We start from the raw sequence: 15,708 nt of genomic DNA on the forward strand, positions 1-15,708 counted from the left end.
TTGACCAAAGTGTTGACGGCAGGTCATCCGGTAAAAATCTACCGGCTGACCTGCCGTTTTCCGTGGAGCTGCCGGGAATTGAACCCGGGTCCAACGGCCGTTCATTAAGGCTTCTCCGTGCGCAGTTCGCTATGCCTCTACTTGGATCTCTCGGTCTCGCGAACAAGCCGAGATGACGATCCCAGTCGCTGTTTTATGTCCCCACGGGTCCCGCGACCGAACCCGTAGGTTTGTCCCTCTAGCTGATGCCAGGGTCCGGGCCGAGGGCGCTCCCGGTCTGACAGACACGCAGTCGCTTAGGCAGCGAGTGCGTAGTCGCGCTGATGAGAATCGGCGCTTAATTGGTTGCAATGACGCTTACGGTGGTCTCTTGCCTGCACCGGCACGCTTCCCTTAAGTCGAGACTCGCTGTCGAAACCTTTCAGCCCCGTCACCCCACCGACCTTCGGTGGGACACTCCATCGTACCGCCGCAGATCCACGAAGCCACCGAATTACCCGTCCACGCCACGGTAACGTGCTGCAAATCGCCAAACTTGGGGAGTCACCGCCATGCGCATGCTGCTGAGGACCTATGCCGCCGTTGCGGCCGGTGCGACCGTATTCGCTGCTCAGGCGTCTGCCGAGCCGTCAGTACCCAGCCTTGACAGCTACACGGCGGTCGAGCCCACCGCCTTTGAGACGTACTCGGCGTACGCCACCACGGGTGTGCAGTTCCTCACCCCCGATGGCCTGCGCTGCCGCATCACCTCGAACTCCCGCGCCACCGGAGTCGACGGCACCTGCTGGGGCAAGCTCCCCGGCGTCGCGGGTGACGAGAACGTCGCCGCGGTGTCGCTCAATACCCCGACCGCGAGCCTGACCCACATGCCGGATCTGGGCCAGCAGGAGATTGTCGCGCGACCCGACGCGTCACCGGCCGGACCGGCACCCGTGGACCCCAGCGCCTATCGGCCGCTGACCGCTGGCCAGAAGATCACCTACGGACTCAAGGGCACCGACAAGGTGATCACCTGCGGCGTGAGCGATCTGCGCGAGACGATCTGCCTACTGCCCAACAATTTCACCGGTGACGGCCCGCACGGATTCGTGCTGTCCCCGGCGGGCAGCCGAGCGTTCTAGCCGTGGTCGCCGAGACCGAGGTTGTGGCGAAAAGATGCGAGACGAATCCGCCACAACCTCGGTCTCGGCGCGAAGGGGGTCTCGGCGCGAAGGGGTCGGCGCGCAACAGCGCTCTAGCGCGCGTCTGCCAACACTTCCAGCGCGGCGTTGTATCCGGGTATGAAGGAAGTCGCCGGTCCACCATGACATCCCGCGCTCCCGAGATACAGGCCTTCGACGGGTAAGGGATCACCCCGATATCCACGTGGCCCCGGTCTGTTGACGCCGATCTGGTCCGCGTGAACCAGCCCGAAGCAGTAGTCGCCGCCCGGTGCCCCGAACATGGGGCCCATGTGGCGGGGTGTGAAGGTGGTGTGCCGCAGCACCGTGTCCTTGAAATTGGGTGCTAGCCGGGAGATCTTGTCCATCACCCGCTCCCCCATTTCCACCTTCATCTCGCCATACCGGGCATGCCCCGTCTCCACCGGGAACCACAGTGCGAACGCCGAGGCCGCATGCTTACCCTCGGGCGCCAGCTGCGGGTCATGCAGGGACGGAATCTGGAACACCACCGCGGGATCGGCGGGCACGACACCCCGTCGACAGTCTTCCCACTGCGCCTGCAACTCCTCGGGCGTGCAGTACATACCGACCGTCGATTGCATCTCGGGATCGTTCAGGCCCTGATACGGCGCCGCGAACTCCGGTAGCGCGTCCAGAGCGAAGTGCATCTGCAGGTAGCTGCCGCGGTGATCAACCCGCGCGAATCGGTCCCGCTGATCGGGTGGAACAACCGACGAGTCCAACATCTCGACCACGGTGATATCCGGTGCGACGCAAGAAACAACGACCGGCGCGGTGATTGTCGAGCCATCTTCCAAACGGACGCCGCTCACCCGGCCGTCAGATGTCAGGATTTGGGCCACCGTGCTGCGCAGTCGCACTTCACCGCCATGCCGGACGAAGAGGTCATGCAGATGCGACGTCAGCGCACCGATACCGCCGCGGAGCTTCTTCATCTGCAAAGCAGTCGCATCCGGCATCGCCAGCCCGAAGGCCAGCGCAGCGGCGCTACCGGGGGTCTCCGGACCACGGTAGGTCATGTTGAGCGCCAGGAACGCCAGCATTCCGCGCAGCACGCCATGTTTTTCCTTGTCGGGAAAGTAGCGGTCCAGCACGTCGGTGACCGATCCGAAAAGCATGTCGTTGATGCTCGCCCGCTCGAATTCGCTTGTTGCACACGCATACATCTCATCGAATGTTTTCGGCGGCTGCCCCACCTCAAATCGCCCCAAGGCCCTCGTCGGTGCCTGGCTCCACGCCATGATGCCCGCCATGCCGTTGACCGCCTCGGCCCCGTGCACCTCGTTGAGATGAGTCAACAACTTCATCGGATCGCTGTAGTAGACAAGCGGCTCGTCGCCAATTCCCCTGAGCGCCAAGGAAACAACATCGAGGTCGACGGTCGGCAAGCTATCGAGCCCGAGATCGCGGCTCAATACGGCGGATGTGGGAAATTGGACGGATCCGGCGATTTCGAATCGGTAGCCGTCGAACAGCTCCACCGTCGAGGCCATTCCGCCGGCGTACAACTTCGCGTCGAGACACAGGGTGTGCAGTCCCGACTGTTGCAGCTTTGCCGCTGCGGTAAGTCCGTTGTGCCCCGCGCCGATCACGATCGCCTCGAAGTCCGCCATGCCTCACGCTGACATGGCACCCAAGTTTTGTCAATAGTGACAAAACTTGGTTCAGGATGCGTCGCCGATTCCCGCCTTCAGGAAGTCCAGCGCGGTACGACTGAGCCGTGCAAGCTCCTCGGGCGAGCGATTCTCGCCCAGCATCCACGCATCCATAGCGCCGAAGACCGCCGCTGCAATGCTGCGTGCTGTCACGGTATTGCGCAGCCGCACATCGGAATCAGCGTTGCCATCACCATCGCGAACGAGATGCTCCTCGACCACCTCGGCGAACTCGGCCTCAACCTGCCGGATGTGCCGCACGATGCGCGCGCGGTCGAGCTCCTGGTTGCGCAGCTTCGCAATCTTGACCACCGCGTCGACGTCATAGGGCGCGCTGAAGATCGCCGACTCCACCGATTCCAGGATCGGCTCACCGGGAACCCGGGCGTCCAGCGCACTGCGAAACCATTCCAAACCGAGGTCGTAGTCCAGGAAGAGCAGGTCGTGCTTGGACTCGAAATGACGGTAGAAGGTGCGCAGCGAAACTCCGGCATCCGCGGCGATCTGCTCGACCGAGGTGTCCTCCACACCCTGACCGAGAAAGCGCACGATCGCCGCTTCCCTAAGGGCAGCACGCGTCCGCTCACTGCGCACAGTCTGGGCCGGTCTGACCATGCTCGAAAGGTACCGCACGGGCCAGTCCAGGCAAGTTATGTCACTATTGACAAAACTTCAGGGCGCTGTCAGGCTCCGGACATGGTGTCGCTCATCGTGCACGCGATCCTCGGAATCGCAGTCATCGCGCTCATCGTCGCCTCGAATCGACAGATATTCGCCCGGACCGCAACGGGTCCCGCGTTATCGCTGCTCGAAATCGTGTATTACGCCGTCGGCGTCGCCTCGATCGCGCTGGGCTGGTACTTCAACATCCGATACGTCGCCGAGTACCACGTGTCCAACCCCATCACCGGCTGGATCGACTACATCAAGCTGATGTTCGTCAATCCCGCGGCGGGCTCGGCCAGCCAGGACTACACGATCGGCAATGTCATTCTGCTGCCGCTGATGACGATCATCGACGGGTACCGCCGCGGCATCCGGCGCCCATGGCTCTACTTCGTATCCAGCCTCTTCACGAGTTTCGCGTTCGCATGGGCTTTTTACCTGGTAACCGTCGAGCGCCAGCGCAGACACGAGAAGGCCCTGGCGGTGGCCGCGTAACCCGTTCGGGTTACATGCCTTTGGCGCGCCGTCCCAATTCGCGGGTGATCTCTCGGGTGGCGTCCCGCTTGGCCAGATCCTGACGCTTGTCGTGCGCCTGCTTACCGCGCGCCAACGCCAACTCGACCTTGACCTTGCCGTCCAGGAAGTACAGCGACAACGGCACCAGCGTGAGGTTGCCATCGCGAACCTTGCCGACCAGCTGATCAATCTGAGCTCTGTGCAGCAACAGCTTCCGGTTCCGCAGCGGTGCGTGGTTGGTCCAGGTTCCGTGGTCGTACTGCGGGATATGCAACGCGCGCAGCCAGACCTCGCCGTCATCGATGGTGGCGAAGGCATCTACCAGAGAGGCCTTGCCCTCACGAAGAGTCTTGACCTCGGTGCCCACCAGCTGCACCCCGGCCTCATAGACATCGAGGATCGAATAGTTGTGTCGCGCCTTGCGATTGGACGCGATGATCTGGCGCCCGTCGGTCGGTTTCTTACTCATCGCCAGGACCTATCGACGCACGTACAGACGCAAGGTCACATAGGCGGTCACTCCGGCCAGCAGAATGCCCAGCGCCGCCATCTGAATCGACGCGAGGAACACATCTCCATAGGTGATCGGGGCAATCAGGTTGGCCTGAATGAACTGTTCCAACGCCCCGTTGAGGATGGTCACCCGCGCAATGATCAGACCGATCACCGCCAGCGCCACACCGGCAAGCGCCGCGATCACCGCCTCCAACAGGAACGGCAGTTGTGTGTACCAACGGGTGGCACCCACCAACCGCATGATGCCCACCTCGGTGCGCCGGGTGTATGCGGCGACCTGAACCATGTTGGCGATCAACAGAACCGCACCGACGGCCTGGATCAGCGCGATCATGAACGCCGCGTCACGCAGGCTGTTCAGGACCGCGAACAAGCGGTCGATCAGATCTTTCTGGTTGAGCACGCCCTTCACACCGGGCTTGCCGACGAATGACTCGTCGAAATCTGCGTGCGTCTCCGGGTTCTTGAGCTTGACGATGAACGAAGCCGGGAACGCATCCTTGCTCACGTCCTTCATCAGGTCCCGGAACTGTGGCAGCCGCTTCTCGGCGTCCGCGTACGCGTCCTCACGGTTCACGAAACGCACCGACTTGATATCGGAACGCTTCTCGATCTCGTCGCGCAGGCCCTTGCAGATATCGCTGCTGCAGTCCGTGTCGCTGGCCGACAGGTCCTCGGTGAGGAAGATCTGCGTCTCCACGCGGTCCAGGTAGATGGCCTTAGAGTTCTTGGCCAGCGATATCACCAACAGACCACCACCGAACAATCCGATCGCGATCGCGGTGGTGATGATCATCGCCACCGTCATGGTCACATTGCGACGCAGGCCGGTGAGGACCTCGTTGAACAGGAATCCAAAACGCATGTTCTATTCCACTTACCTATCTACCCCGTAGACACCGCGCTGCTCGTCGCGGATCAGCTTGCCGAGCTCCAACTCGATGACGCGCTGGCGCATCGAGTCGACGATGTGATGGTCATGTGTCGCCATCAACACGGTGGTGCCGGTGCGGTTAATCCGCTCCAACAGCGCCATGATGTCCTCACTGGTCTCGGGGTCCAGGTTTCCGGTCGGCTCATCGGCCAGCAGCACCAGCGGACGGTTGACGAACGCGCGCGCGATACCGACACGCTGCTGCTCGCCACCGGACAACTCCGAGGGCAGCCGGCTGGCCTTACCGGTCAGGTTCACCATCTCCAGCACCTCGGGCACGATGCGGTTGATGATGTCGGTCTGCTTGCCGATCACCTCAAGCGCGAAGGCCACGTTCTCGTACACCGTCTTCTGCTGCAGCAGCCGGAAGTCCTGGAAAACACAGCCAATCGTCTGCCGAAGGTGCGGGATTTCGCGGCCGCGCAGCTTGTTGACGTGGAACTTGGAAACCTGGATTTCGCCCTTGGTGGGCAGCTCCTCGCCCAGCAGCAGGCGCATGAATGTCGACTTGCCCGAACCCGAAGGTCCGATGAGGAACACAAACTCACCCTTGTCGATCTCGAGGCTCACGTTGTCCAACGCGGGCCGAGCCGACGATTTGTAGAGCTTGGTTACCTTGTCGAGGCTGATCACGGCACGCCAGTCTAGCCGGGAAACCCGTGATGACCGTGAGGGCGCACTACGGCGCGGGGCTCGGAGGCGTCGCGGGAGGTGCACCCGGCGGCGGCGGAAGCTGCGGCGGAACCAGCCAAGGGGGCAACCAGCCGGGTGGCGCAGGTGGGGTTGTCGTCGGGGGTGTCGGCGGCGCTCCGCTGGGTGTCAACGTCGGAAATGTCGTGACGATGGTGTTCGTGGGCTCCGTCGTCGTGGTCGTGGTGGGCTCTGTAGTGGTCGTGGGGCGCCTCGTGGTGCTGGGCACCGGTCGCGGGGTCGTCGTGGTGACACTGGGCTTAGGCACCCAGGTGTATCCCGGCGGCGGCTGCGGAGGCGCCGGCTCCGGCTTGTTGATCTCGTAGAGCCAGCTCGCCGCGACGAACGCAATAATGAGCACGGCGGTCGAGGTGCGGATCCTGACCTTCGCCCGGATCTTGGCTGCCGAGGACAGGAGCTTTTCCCAGAACGGTTCCTGGCGAGGTTCACTCATTTGAGATCCTCGTCCTTCACGATCGGTTGCGGCTTGGTGTCGACACCCTCGTCGCGACCCTCCTCGCGTTTGTTGTCGCGTTTGAGCTCTCCGGAGCTCGACGACGACATGGTGCGCACCACCGGCCGACTGTCCCCCACCAACGCCACGCCCGCCTTGGCCAACGCCGCGATGACCTTGGCGCGCAGCCGTCGTCCCACCTCGAACTGCTTACCGGGCAGCGATCGCGCCACCATGCGCACGTTGACCCGGTCCACCTCGATGCTCTCCACACCCATCAGGGACGGGGCGTCGAGCAGCAGCTGCGACAGATCGCGGTCCACCAGCGCCTGCTGGCACACGTCGTACAGCACATCATTGACCCGGGCCAGGTCCACGCTCGTGGGCACCGGGATATCGACGACCGCGCGGGCCCAGTCCTTGGACAAGTTGACCGCCTTGACGATCAACCCGTTCGGAATGGTGATTACCTCGCCCTCACTGGAACGCAACTTGGTAACCCGCAGGGTTACCTCCTCGACAGTCCCGCGGGATTCGGTGGTCTGTCCCTGCACGTACAGCTCCACCAGATCACCGAAGCCGTACTGCTTTTCGGTGATGAGAAAGAACCCGCTCAACAGGTCCTGGACGACGCGCTGAGCGCCGAAACCGAGTGCGCCACCGAGTACCGCGGCAGGCCCTGCGAGCCCGCCTATCGAAATGCCAAGCACCCCAACGACGTGCACGGTGGTGATGACAACGACCAGCACCACGACGATCCAGGAGACGACGGAGGCGAGTGCCTGGCGATGCTTACTGGCCTCGGAACGCACCAGCGCATCGCTCTGCGTGAACGAACGGTCCAGCCGACGGGTGATCTTGTGCGCACCCCAGTTGATGAAGCGCACGAGGATCATCGCGCCCAGGACAGCGATGACGATCTGCAGACCGCTGTCGAGCAGCCAGCGACCAGCCTCGCTGGACCACAGGGTGTTCCAGCGCTCGTGGAGGCGAAGGCTCGCCGCGTTGAACTCGGCGGCGCTAGTCATCGCGCCTATTGCGCCACCGAATTCCCGCCTCGATGAATCCGTCGATGTCCCCATCCAGCACCGCCGCGGGATTACCTACCTCGTACTCGGTGCGGAGGTCCTTGACCATCTGATACGGCTGGAGCACATAGGAGCGCATCTGGGTACCCCATGAACTGCCGCCGTCGCCCTTGAGCGCATCCATCTCGGCGCGCTCCTCCTGCCGCTTGCGCTCCAGCAGCCTGGCCTGCAGCACGCGCATCGCCGCGACCTTGTTCTGCAGCTGCGATTTCTCGTTCTGACAGGTGACGACGATCCCCGTCGGGATGTGCGTGAGGCGCACCGCCGAGTCGGTGGTGTTCACCGACTGCCCACCCGGTCCGCTCGATCGGTAGACGTCGACCCGCAGATCGCCTTCGGGAATGTCGATGTGATCGGTCGTCTCCACCACCGGCAGCACCTCGACATCGGCGAACGAGGTCTGCCGCCGACTCTGGTTGTCGAACGGACTGATCCGCACCAACCGGTGCGTGCCCTGCTCGACCGACAGCGTGCCGTAGGCGAAGGGTGCGTGCACGGCGAAGGTCGCGCTCTTGATGCCCGCCTCTTCGGCGTAGGAGGTGTCGAACACCTCGACGGGATACTTGTGCGCCTCGGCCCAGCGGATGTACATGCGCATGAGCATTTCGGCCCAGTCCGCGGCGTCCACACCGCCGGCACCGGATCTGATGGTGACCACGGCTTCGCGTTCGTCGTACTCGCCCGACAGCAGCGTCCGGACCTCCATGGCCTCGATGTCCTCGCGCAGTTTGGCGCGGTCGGCGTCGGCCTCCGCCACCACCGAGGCGTCATCGCCTTCCTCGGCGAGCTCGTACAGCACCGGCAGATCGTCGAGACGCTGCCGGAGCGCTTCCACACGCCGCAGCTCACCTTGTGCGTGCGAGAGCTGGCTCGTCACCTGCTGGGCGCGCGCCTGGTCATCCCACAGGTTGGGGTCGGCGGCGGCTTCTTCCAGTGTCTTGATCCGGGCACGCAGTCCGTCGACGTCGAGCACCCGCTCCACCGTGGTGAGGGTCGTGTCGAGGTCAGCGATGTCGGCTTGGCAGTCCAGATCCACAACTGTTCAGGCTACCGGGCTGACGGAGCGCAACATTCCGACCCGATCTCTAGGTGCTGGCGCCCTGCCTGCCATGCGTGATCGACGTGATGTGATCGGCGCTGTATCGCAGACGATTGCCGGCGTCGGTGACCTCGGTTTCAGTGAGACTGTCGGGTGTTCCCAGCACGCTGAGCATCACGGCGACCTCTCCCTCGGCGCTGAAGACAGGCGCCCCCAGGAACCCGATCCGGCGTGGCTCGCTGAAGTCGATCGGCTCGCCCATACGGGCCAACAGCGCGGCGAGCATCGACTGAATGACGTCACGCTTCTCGCCGACGGTGCCGTGGCGGGCCGCCTCGCCGAACTGCATGTAGAACTTGTCGACACGATCACTGTGCACGGATGCGAAATACCCCTGCCTGCGAATACCGGCCAACATGGCCTGCATCCCGTCCCACAGCTCATCGGTGATCGCCGGAGTAGCGCGAAGCAGCCATTGCCGCACGTCCGCATCCGGCGCCCACGCCATGAAGACCAAACCGGCCGGTGCGCTGAGCCGGATGCGTTGCCCCACCTGGTAGCTGCCACCGCTGGGTGAACGACCGTACGACGCGATCACCGCAACGTCCTCCCCCGCGATCATCGACCCCGTACACGCGGTGCCGAAAGCGGTGGCGAGTTGTTTCACCTCGGCATCCACCACGTCGGCGATCTCGAATCGCATCCGGGCCGCGTGACCGGTGATCAATAGGGAGGGACCGATCGAATACGTCTTGTGGCGGGGATGGCGAACGATATATCCAGCCTCGGTGAGCGCCTGAAGTATCGCGAGCGTCGATGCGGGATTGACGCCCACAGCCTCCGCGATCTCGGTCATCGACAGCGGCTGAACGGGCCTCGCCGCCAGGTAATCGAGAACCTGCGTTGCGCGCACGACCGCGGGTGCGGACTTCGTCATTTCCACCCCGATCCGGCTATCCGGCTGTTATCATTCCGTCGAATTTGATATATCGAATTTCAACAAGAAATACAATACTCAACTACTTAGCTACCCGGGGGACTCGAACGACATGTACTCCTTCGGGCGGCAGCTGGCCGCGCTACCAAGATCACGGTACGGGCCGTGGGCCGTTATCGCGGCCGGAGAGACGGAAACGGCGACCGCGTTCGCGCGCCACATCGCCGCGAATGGCATCAACGTGGTGTTGGCCGCACACGGCGGACGGGCCGACGCCTACACACTGGCCATGACCTCGGGCGTGAGCGTGCGAACCGCATCGCCCGACGTCTTCACCGGCGAGCTCGCCGCGGCGACCGACGACATCGACGTGGGCCTGCTGGTATGCATCACCGACGAAGACAGCGGCAGCAGCCGCTTCGACGAACCCGTGCTGAACCGAATGCGGACGCTCTACCTCACCCATCGGTTTGGGCACCGCATCGCCGATCGCGGCCAGGGCGGCGTCATCATGGTCAGATCGCTGGCAACACAAAAGATTTCACACCACACTCAACCCCGCAGCGCCGATTCGGTGTTCACGGCAGGCATTCGCGACGACCTGGACAAGCAGGGCGTCGAGGTAGCCCTGCTTGATGATTACGTGCCGCACCGGCCCGCGATGGATGCCGACGACCTCGCGCTGATGGCGCTGGCCCGCCTAGGACGGCGGCGCCACCGGCACTGCACCCACCAACTCGACCAGACCGACCGACGCACGGCACGTGACGCCAACTGACCCACCGACGGTTGTGCACGCGATGTTCAAATCCCCGTCCCTCCCTATCCAAACTGACGCACTGGTAAGTTCCTGACCGTGAGTCAGGATACGAACATCGCCCCCAAGACCGAGCTGCTTCACCCCACCCAGGACGACTTCGCCGAATTCGACGGCGAAACACGTCGGCTCCTGAAGGCCACCGTCGACTGGTTCGAGAATCGCGGCAAGACGCGCCTGCTCAAGGACTATGTCGACAAGGTCTTCTACCAGGACTTCTTGGACTTCGCGGCGAGCGAGAAGCTGTTCGCAACCTTCCTCACCCCGGCCGCCGATGGCGCCGGGAACACCGACAAGCGCTGGGACACCGCCCGCGTGGCCAAGCTGTCGGAGATCCTCGGCTTCTACGGCCTGAACTACTGGTACCCGTGGCAGGTGACCGTACTCGGTCTCGGGCCGGTGTGGCAGAGCACCAACACCGACCCGCGCAAGCGCGCCGCCGACCTGCTTGACGGCGGGGCCGTCGCGGCCTTCGGCCTGTCTGAGCAGGCCCACGGCGCAGATATCTACTCCACCGACCTGGTGCTCACTCCGGTCGAAGGCGGCGGATACAAGGCATCGGGCCGCAAGTACTACATCGGCAATGGCAACTGCGCCCGCATCGTGTCGGTGTTCGGCCGGGTCGAGGGCCGCGACGGGCTGGACCAGTACGTCTTCTTCCTCGCCGACAGCGAGCACCCCAACTACACGGTGATCAAGAATGTCGTGCCCTCGCAGATGTACGTCGCGGAGTTCGAACTCGATGAGTACCCGGTCAGCGAGGACGACATCCTGCACGTCGGCGCCGACGCCTTCAGTGCCGCGCTCAACACCGTCAACATCGGCAAGTTCAACCTGTGCTTCGGCGGCATCGGCCTGTCGACTCACGCCCTGTACGAGTCGGTCACCCACGCACACAACCGCATTCTGTACGGCAGCCCGGTCACCAAGTTCGACCATGTGCGCCGCGAGTTCGTCGACGCCTACGCCCGGTTGATGGGCATGAAGCTGTTCAGCGAGCGCGCCGTGGATTACTTCCGCACCGCCAGCCCCGAGGATCGGCGCTACCTGCTGTTCAACCCGGTCACCAAGATGAAGGCCACCACCGAGGCCGAGAAGGTGCTGGCGTTGCTGGGGGATGTCATGTCGGCCAAGGCATTCGAAGCCGAGACCTACACCACCGCGGCACGTATCGACGTGGCCGGCCTGCCCAAGCTCGAGGGCACGGTGGCCGTCAACCTGGCACTGATCCTCAAGTTCATGCCCGCCTACCTGCACCATTCCCAGGACCTCGCGGTCCCCGGAGTGCAGCTGGAAGCCCGCGACGACGAATTCCTGTTCAACCAGGGCCCGGCCAGCGGCCTGGGCAAGGTCCAGTTCCACGATTGGCGCAAGCCGTTCGCGGAGAACGCCGGTATTCCGAATGTCGCGGCCTTCACCGAACGCGCCGAGGCGCTGGCCACCCTGGTGGCCGCGGAGAAGGACGCCATCAAGGGCGCCGGACTTGATCTGCAGCTGAGCATCGGCGAGCTGTTCACCCTGGTGGTCTACGGCGGTCTGATCCTGGAGCAGGCCAAGCTGCGGGGTGCCGACGAGCAGCTCATCGACCAGATCTTCGAGATCCTCAACCGGGATTTCTCGCAGTACGCGGTCGATCTGATCGGCAAGCGCGAGGCCACCGCAACCCAACGGCAGTGGGCCAAGAACGTGATTTCAGAACCGGTATTCAATTCCGAACGCTTCGACGCGATTTGGAACCGGGTCGAAGCGCTGTCCGGCGTGTACGAAATGCGGGCCTAGTCCGCAGGTCTACCCGCGCACCCTCGAAACCGTCGCTAGCATCGGTGGGGTAACCCGTCCGCACAGGACCGCGGCCAGCCCCCTGTCGGCCAGCCCATAGCCGACGACAGCCGCTGCCCCCTGGCGGGCAGATAAGGATGGACGAGGGTGCGCGCCGTTCACGTCGCCATCGTCGGTGCGGGGCCCTCGGGCTTCTTTGCCGCCGGATCGCTGCTCAAACACTCCGATTTCGACGTGCATGTCGACATGCTCGAAATGCTGCCCACCCCTTGGGGTTTGGTCCGGTCTGGGGTTGCACCGGATCACCCCAAGATCAAGTCGGTCAGCGCGGTATTCGAGAAGACGGCAACGCACCCGCGTTTCCGGTTCTTCGGCAATATCGAAGTGGGAGAACAGATCACCGCCGAGGAGTTGGCATCGCGCTATGACGCGGTGATCTACGCGGTGGGAGCCCAGTCCGACAAGCCCCTGGGCATCCCGGGTGATCAACTGCCGGGCTGCATCGCCGCCGTCGACGTGGTGGGTTGGTACAACGCCAACCCCACGTACCAGAAGGTGTCGGTCGACCTTTCGGGCGCACGCGCGGTGGTCGTCGGGAATGGCAACGTGGCACTGGACGTCGCACGCATCCTGGGCATGGATCCCGAGTCGCTACACACCACGGATATCGCCGATCGTGCCCTGGATTCGTTGGACCACAACGCGATCCGTGAAGTTGTGATCATCGGACGGCGCGGGCCGCTGCAGGCGACCTTCACCCCGCTGGAGCTGCGCGAGATGGGCGATCTGCCCGGTGTCGACGTCGTGGTAGACCCTGATGATCTGGCCGGCATCACCGACGAACAGTTAGCGGCCGCACCCAAGCCCACCCGCACCAACATCGACACCTTGCGCAAGTTCTCGGAACGACCGCACACCGACGGCCATCGCAGAGTGGTGTTCCGGTTTCGCACCTCCCCCATCGAGCTACACGGCGATGCCGAGGTGGAATCAATCACTGTGGGCCACAACGAATTAGTAAATGAAGACGGATACGTCGCGGCTCACGATACGGGTGAGCGCGAGACGCTGCCCACCCACCTTGTGGTACGCGCCATCGGCTATCGCGGAGTTCCAGTGCCGGGGTTGCCCTTTGATTCCCGGCGCGGGGTCATCCTCAACAACGCGGGACGCATCGAGGGCCGCGAGAACGAGTATGTGGTCGGCTGGATCAAACGTGGTCCGGTCGGCGTCATCGGAACCAACAAGAGTGACTCGCAGGAAACGGTCGACACTCTGCTCGCGGATCTGACGACCGCCGACCTGGGCGCCGCACCCGATACCGCCGCCCTTGAGGAATGGCTTTTGGGTCACGAACCACACATCGTGTCCCAGTCCGATTGGCTCACCATCGATTCGCATGAGCGCGCCACCGGCGAACCACAGGGCCGCCCCCGAGTGAAGCTGGAGACGGTGCCCGATCTGCTGGCCGCCACCGGACGACACGGCGAGCCGTGACCGTCCACATCGTGGTGTCTCAGGTCATGCCCGCCAGCTGCGAGCGGACGTTCGACCTGCTCCACGATTACGGCCGGCGGCTGGAATGGGACACCCTGCTGCGTCGCGCGTCGGTGGAGGGCGGCGAGGCCGACGGGGGCGTCGGGGTGGGCACCGTCGCCGTCTGTACCGCGCGCTGGATCCTGGGCGGATACTCGTTTCGCACCCGATACGTCACGTTCAAACCACCGCATCTCGCGGCCATCAAGCTCGAGTCCACGCCGCCCTTCTTCAGCACGTGGGCGGCCTCGCTACGTCATGAACCGATCGACAGTGACGACACCGACCTCGCCGCCGAGCACCGCGAGGACATGTCGCTGGCGACATACACCATGACCTTCACCTGCAGACCGGCGTTCATCGAGCCGATCGCGGAGCGAATGTTCAAGCGTGAGACCGAGAATCGCCTCGTCGCCTTGGCGAACTTCTTGCAGGAGACCGCGTAGCTACAGCGGCGGAGGTTCGTAGTAGCGCGGAGGCGGTTCATGCCTCTTGGCCGGATCCTCCGTCGACGACGGGCCCTCGAAAGGTGCCGGAGGTGGCGGCGGCGTAGCAGGTGGCGGCGGAGGGGGCACCGGATCGATGTTTTCGATCGATGGCGGCCCGCTCGGATATTGCTGCGCAGTGACGCCCGGCGACGGCGCTAACAACACATCCCAACGCTCGGGATTCTTCGGCGAGTACAGCACCGGAATCAGATCGCCGATGCGCGGCCAGTCATTGACGTCACGCACGATCTGCCGATAGGTGATGTATTCGGCGACCGTCGGACCATTGAGCGCACCGGTGATCGTAACCAGCTGCCCACCCGTCACCCCCTCGGGACGAGGGCTGACACCCGTTACCAACAGGGTCCCTTCCGCCGCGTTCGTACCGGATTGCGCCTGCCTGCCGCGTCGCATCTGCATGATGACGAAAGCCAGCGAGCCGCCGATGAGCAGTAGCACCACGAATTCCCACACACGTCCATGGTAGGACTGCAGGCATGACGCCCACCGTCTCCTTGCGCGAAGATCGTCGGCTGGCACTCGAATTGGCCGATGCTGCCGATGAGATCACCACGTCGCGGTTCGGTGCGCTCGATCTTCGGGTGGACACCAAGCCCGACCTGACGCCGGTGACCGACGCAGACACCTCGGTGGAGTCCGTTCTGCGCTCCCTGCTGCATCGATCCCGCCCAGCGGACTCGGTGTTGGGCGAGGAATACGGCGGAGAGGCCGCGTTCAGCGGTCGACAGTGGGTGATAGATCCCATCGACGGCACCAAGAACTTCGCACGTGGCGTCCCCATCTGGGCCACGCTCATCGCGTTGCTTGAAGACGGCGTCCCCGTAGTCGGAGTGATCAGTGCCCCGGCGTTGTCCCGCCGGTGGTGGGCGGCCGCGGGGCTTGGCGCCCACCGCCGGGTCGGGTCCGGCGGAGACGAACTGATCCGTGTCTCCGGGGTCGACCAGCTGGCTTCGGCCAGCCTGTCGTTCTCCAGCCTGTCGGGGTGGGCCGATCGCGGTACGCGCGATCGATTCATCGACTTCACCGACGCGGTGTGGCGGGTCCGGGGATACGGCGACTTCTTCTCGTACTGCCTGGTGGCCGAGGGAGCGGTCGACATCGCCGCCGAGCCCGAGGTCTCGTTGTGGGACCTGGCGGCGCTGGACATCCTGGTCCGCGAGGCCGGCGGCACCTTCACGAATCTGGCCGGTGAGCCCGGCCCACATGGCGGTAGCGCCGTCGCGAGCAACGCATTGCTACACGACGAAGTGCTGCGCGCCCTGTCCTGAGCGCGCGCCCTGGCGTACTCCCACGCCGCTCGAGAGCGGCAGTGCCCGCGTACTGCGGGGTCTATCGGTGTGACATGCACCTCGTTTTGTGCGGACCTTACCGCTTAGTAAGATACGGTT

17 protein-coding genes and 1 other RNA gene are annotated in these 15,708 nt (G+C 63.9%); 7 read left to right on the forward strand and 11 right to left on the reverse strand.

Annotation, left to right across the window (positions count from 1 at the left end; genetic code table 11):
- Positions 1 to 60 precede the first annotated feature (60 nt).
- Positions 61 to 429, reverse strand: a transfer-messenger RNA (tmRNA) gene (gene ssrA, locus MSTE_RS17815).
- 122 nt (positions 430 to 551) lie between these two features.
- Here ssrA and MSTE_RS17820 point away from each other — a divergent pair.
- Positions 552 to 1,121 (forward strand): hypothetical protein, encoded by a 570-nt coding sequence (locus tag MSTE_RS17820; RefSeq protein WP_096503210.1) that lies wholly within the window; start codon positions 552 to 554, stop codon positions 1,119 to 1,121.
- A 113-nt stretch (positions 1,122 to 1,234) separates the two neighbouring features.
- Here the strand turns inward: MSTE_RS17820 and MSTE_RS17825 are convergent, their stop codons facing one another.
- A complete protein-coding gene (locus MSTE_RS17825; RefSeq protein ID WP_096503212.1) occupies positions 1,235 to 2,797 on the reverse strand; it encodes a phytoene desaturase family protein in 1,563 nt (520 codons plus the stop codon).
- Positions 2,798 to 2,848: 51 nt separating this feature from the next.
- Positions 2,849 to 3,454, reverse strand: coding sequence for a TetR/AcrR family transcriptional regulator (locus tag MSTE_RS25580; protein WP_096506048.1), 606 nt, complete (start codon positions 3,452 to 3,454; stop codon positions 2,849 to 2,851).
- An 81-nt stretch (positions 3,455 to 3,535) separates the two neighbouring features.
- Here MSTE_RS25580 and MSTE_RS17835 point away from each other — a divergent pair, with 81 nt between their 5' ends.
- Complete coding sequence (locus MSTE_RS17835) at positions 3,536 to 4,000, forward strand: DUF2834 domain-containing protein (RefSeq protein ID WP_096503214.1); 465 nt, start codon at positions 3,536 to 3,538, stop codon at positions 3,998 to 4,000.
- Positions 4,001 to 4,010: 10 nt separating this feature from the next.
- Here the strand turns inward: MSTE_RS17835 and smpB are convergent, their stop codons facing one another.
- Genes smpB through MSTE_RS17870 form a run of 7 tightly spaced genes read right to left on the reverse strand, consistent with a single transcriptional unit; the run spans position 4,011 to position 9,679 of the window.
- Positions 4,011 to 4,490 (reverse strand): SsrA-binding protein SmpB, encoded by a 480-nt coding sequence (gene smpB / locus MSTE_RS17840; RefSeq protein WP_030096994.1) that lies wholly within the window; start codon positions 4,488 to 4,490, stop codon positions 4,011 to 4,013.
- A gap of 9 nt (positions 4,491 to 4,499) precedes the next feature.
- Positions 4,500 to 5,402 (reverse strand): permease-like cell division protein FtsX, encoded by a 903-nt coding sequence (gene ftsX, locus MSTE_RS17845; RefSeq protein ID WP_096503216.1) that lies wholly within the window; start codon positions 5,400 to 5,402, stop codon positions 4,500 to 4,502.
- A 12-nt stretch (positions 5,403 to 5,414) separates the two neighbouring features.
- Positions 5,415 to 6,104 carry a cell division ATP-binding protein FtsE gene (gene ftsE, locus MSTE_RS17850; RefSeq protein WP_046254400.1) on the reverse strand — a complete coding sequence of 230 codons (690 nt, stop codon included), beginning with the start codon at positions 6,102 to 6,104 and terminating at the stop codon, positions 5,415 to 5,417.
- Between the two features lie 46 nt (positions 6,105 to 6,150).
- Entirely contained in the window at positions 6,151 to 6,615 is a 465-nt protein-coding gene (locus MSTE_RS25585) for a hypothetical protein (protein WP_096503218.1), read from the reverse strand.
- Complete coding sequence (locus MSTE_RS17860; RefSeq protein WP_096503220.1) at positions 6,612 to 7,643, reverse strand: mechanosensitive ion channel family protein; 1,032 nt, start codon at positions 7,641 to 7,643, stop codon at positions 6,612 to 6,614. The genes MSTE_RS25585 and MSTE_RS17860 overlap by 4 nt, the downstream gene beginning before the upstream one ends.
- Positions 7,636 to 8,739, reverse strand: a complete 1,104-nt coding sequence (gene prfB / locus MSTE_RS17865) for a peptide chain release factor 2 (RefSeq protein ID WP_096503222.1) — start codon at positions 8,737 to 8,739, stop codon at positions 7,636 to 7,638. Before prfB ends, MSTE_RS17860 begins: the two co-directional genes overlap by 8 nt.
- A gap of 49 nt (positions 8,740 to 8,788) precedes the next feature.
- The gene (locus tag MSTE_RS17870) at positions 8,789 to 9,679 is read right to left on the reverse strand and encodes an IclR family transcriptional regulator (protein WP_096506050.1); all 891 of its coding nucleotides are present in this window, start codon (positions 9,677 to 9,679) and stop codon (positions 8,789 to 8,791) included.
- A 112-nt stretch (positions 9,680 to 9,791) separates the two neighbouring features.
- Between MSTE_RS17870 and MSTE_RS17875 the strand changes: the two genes are divergently transcribed.
- The 4 genes from MSTE_RS17875 (at position 9,792) to MSTE_RS17890 (ending at position 14,257) form a co-directional block, all read left to right on the forward strand.
- Positions 9,792 to 10,457, forward strand: a complete 666-nt coding sequence (locus MSTE_RS17875; RefSeq protein WP_096503224.1) for a short-chain dehydrogenase — start codon at positions 9,792 to 9,794, stop codon at positions 10,455 to 10,457.
- A 78-nt stretch (positions 10,458 to 10,535) separates the two neighbouring features.
- Positions 10,536 to 12,275, forward strand: a complete 1,740-nt coding sequence (locus MSTE_RS17880) for an acyl-CoA dehydrogenase (protein WP_096503226.1) — start codon at positions 10,536 to 10,538, stop codon at positions 12,273 to 12,275.
- Positions 12,276 to 12,422: 147 nt separating this feature from the next.
- Positions 12,423 to 13,772: an FAD-dependent oxidoreductase gene (locus MSTE_RS17885; protein ID WP_096503228.1), complete on the forward strand. Its 1,350-nt coding sequence runs from the start codon at positions 12,423 to 12,425 to the stop codon at positions 13,770 to 13,772.
- The gene (locus tag MSTE_RS17890) at positions 13,769 to 14,257 is read left to right on the forward strand and encodes an SRPBCC family protein (RefSeq protein WP_096503230.1); all 489 of its coding nucleotides are present in this window, start codon (positions 13,769 to 13,771) and stop codon (positions 14,255 to 14,257) included. The genes MSTE_RS17885 and MSTE_RS17890 overlap by 4 nt, the downstream gene beginning before the upstream one ends.
- Here the strand turns inward: MSTE_RS17890 and MSTE_RS17895 are convergent, their stop codons facing one another.
- Positions 14,258 to 14,773, reverse strand: coding sequence for a hypothetical protein (locus MSTE_RS17895; RefSeq protein ID WP_096503232.1), 516 nt, complete (start codon positions 14,771 to 14,773; stop codon positions 14,258 to 14,260).
- A 23-nt stretch (positions 14,774 to 14,796) separates the two neighbouring features.
- Here MSTE_RS17895 and hisN point away from each other — a divergent pair, with 23 nt between their 5' ends.
- Positions 14,797 to 15,588 (forward strand): histidinol-phosphatase, encoded by a 792-nt coding sequence (hisN, locus tag MSTE_RS17900; RefSeq protein WP_096503234.1) that lies wholly within the window; start codon positions 14,797 to 14,799, stop codon positions 15,586 to 15,588.
- Positions 15,589 to 15,708 lie beyond the last annotated feature (120 nt).

The organism is [Mycobacterium] stephanolepidis (assembly GCF_002356335.1).
In the GTDB taxonomy this organism is placed as follows: Bacteria; Actinomycetota; Actinomycetes; order Mycobacteriales; family Mycobacteriaceae; genus Mycobacterium; species Mycobacterium stephanolepidis.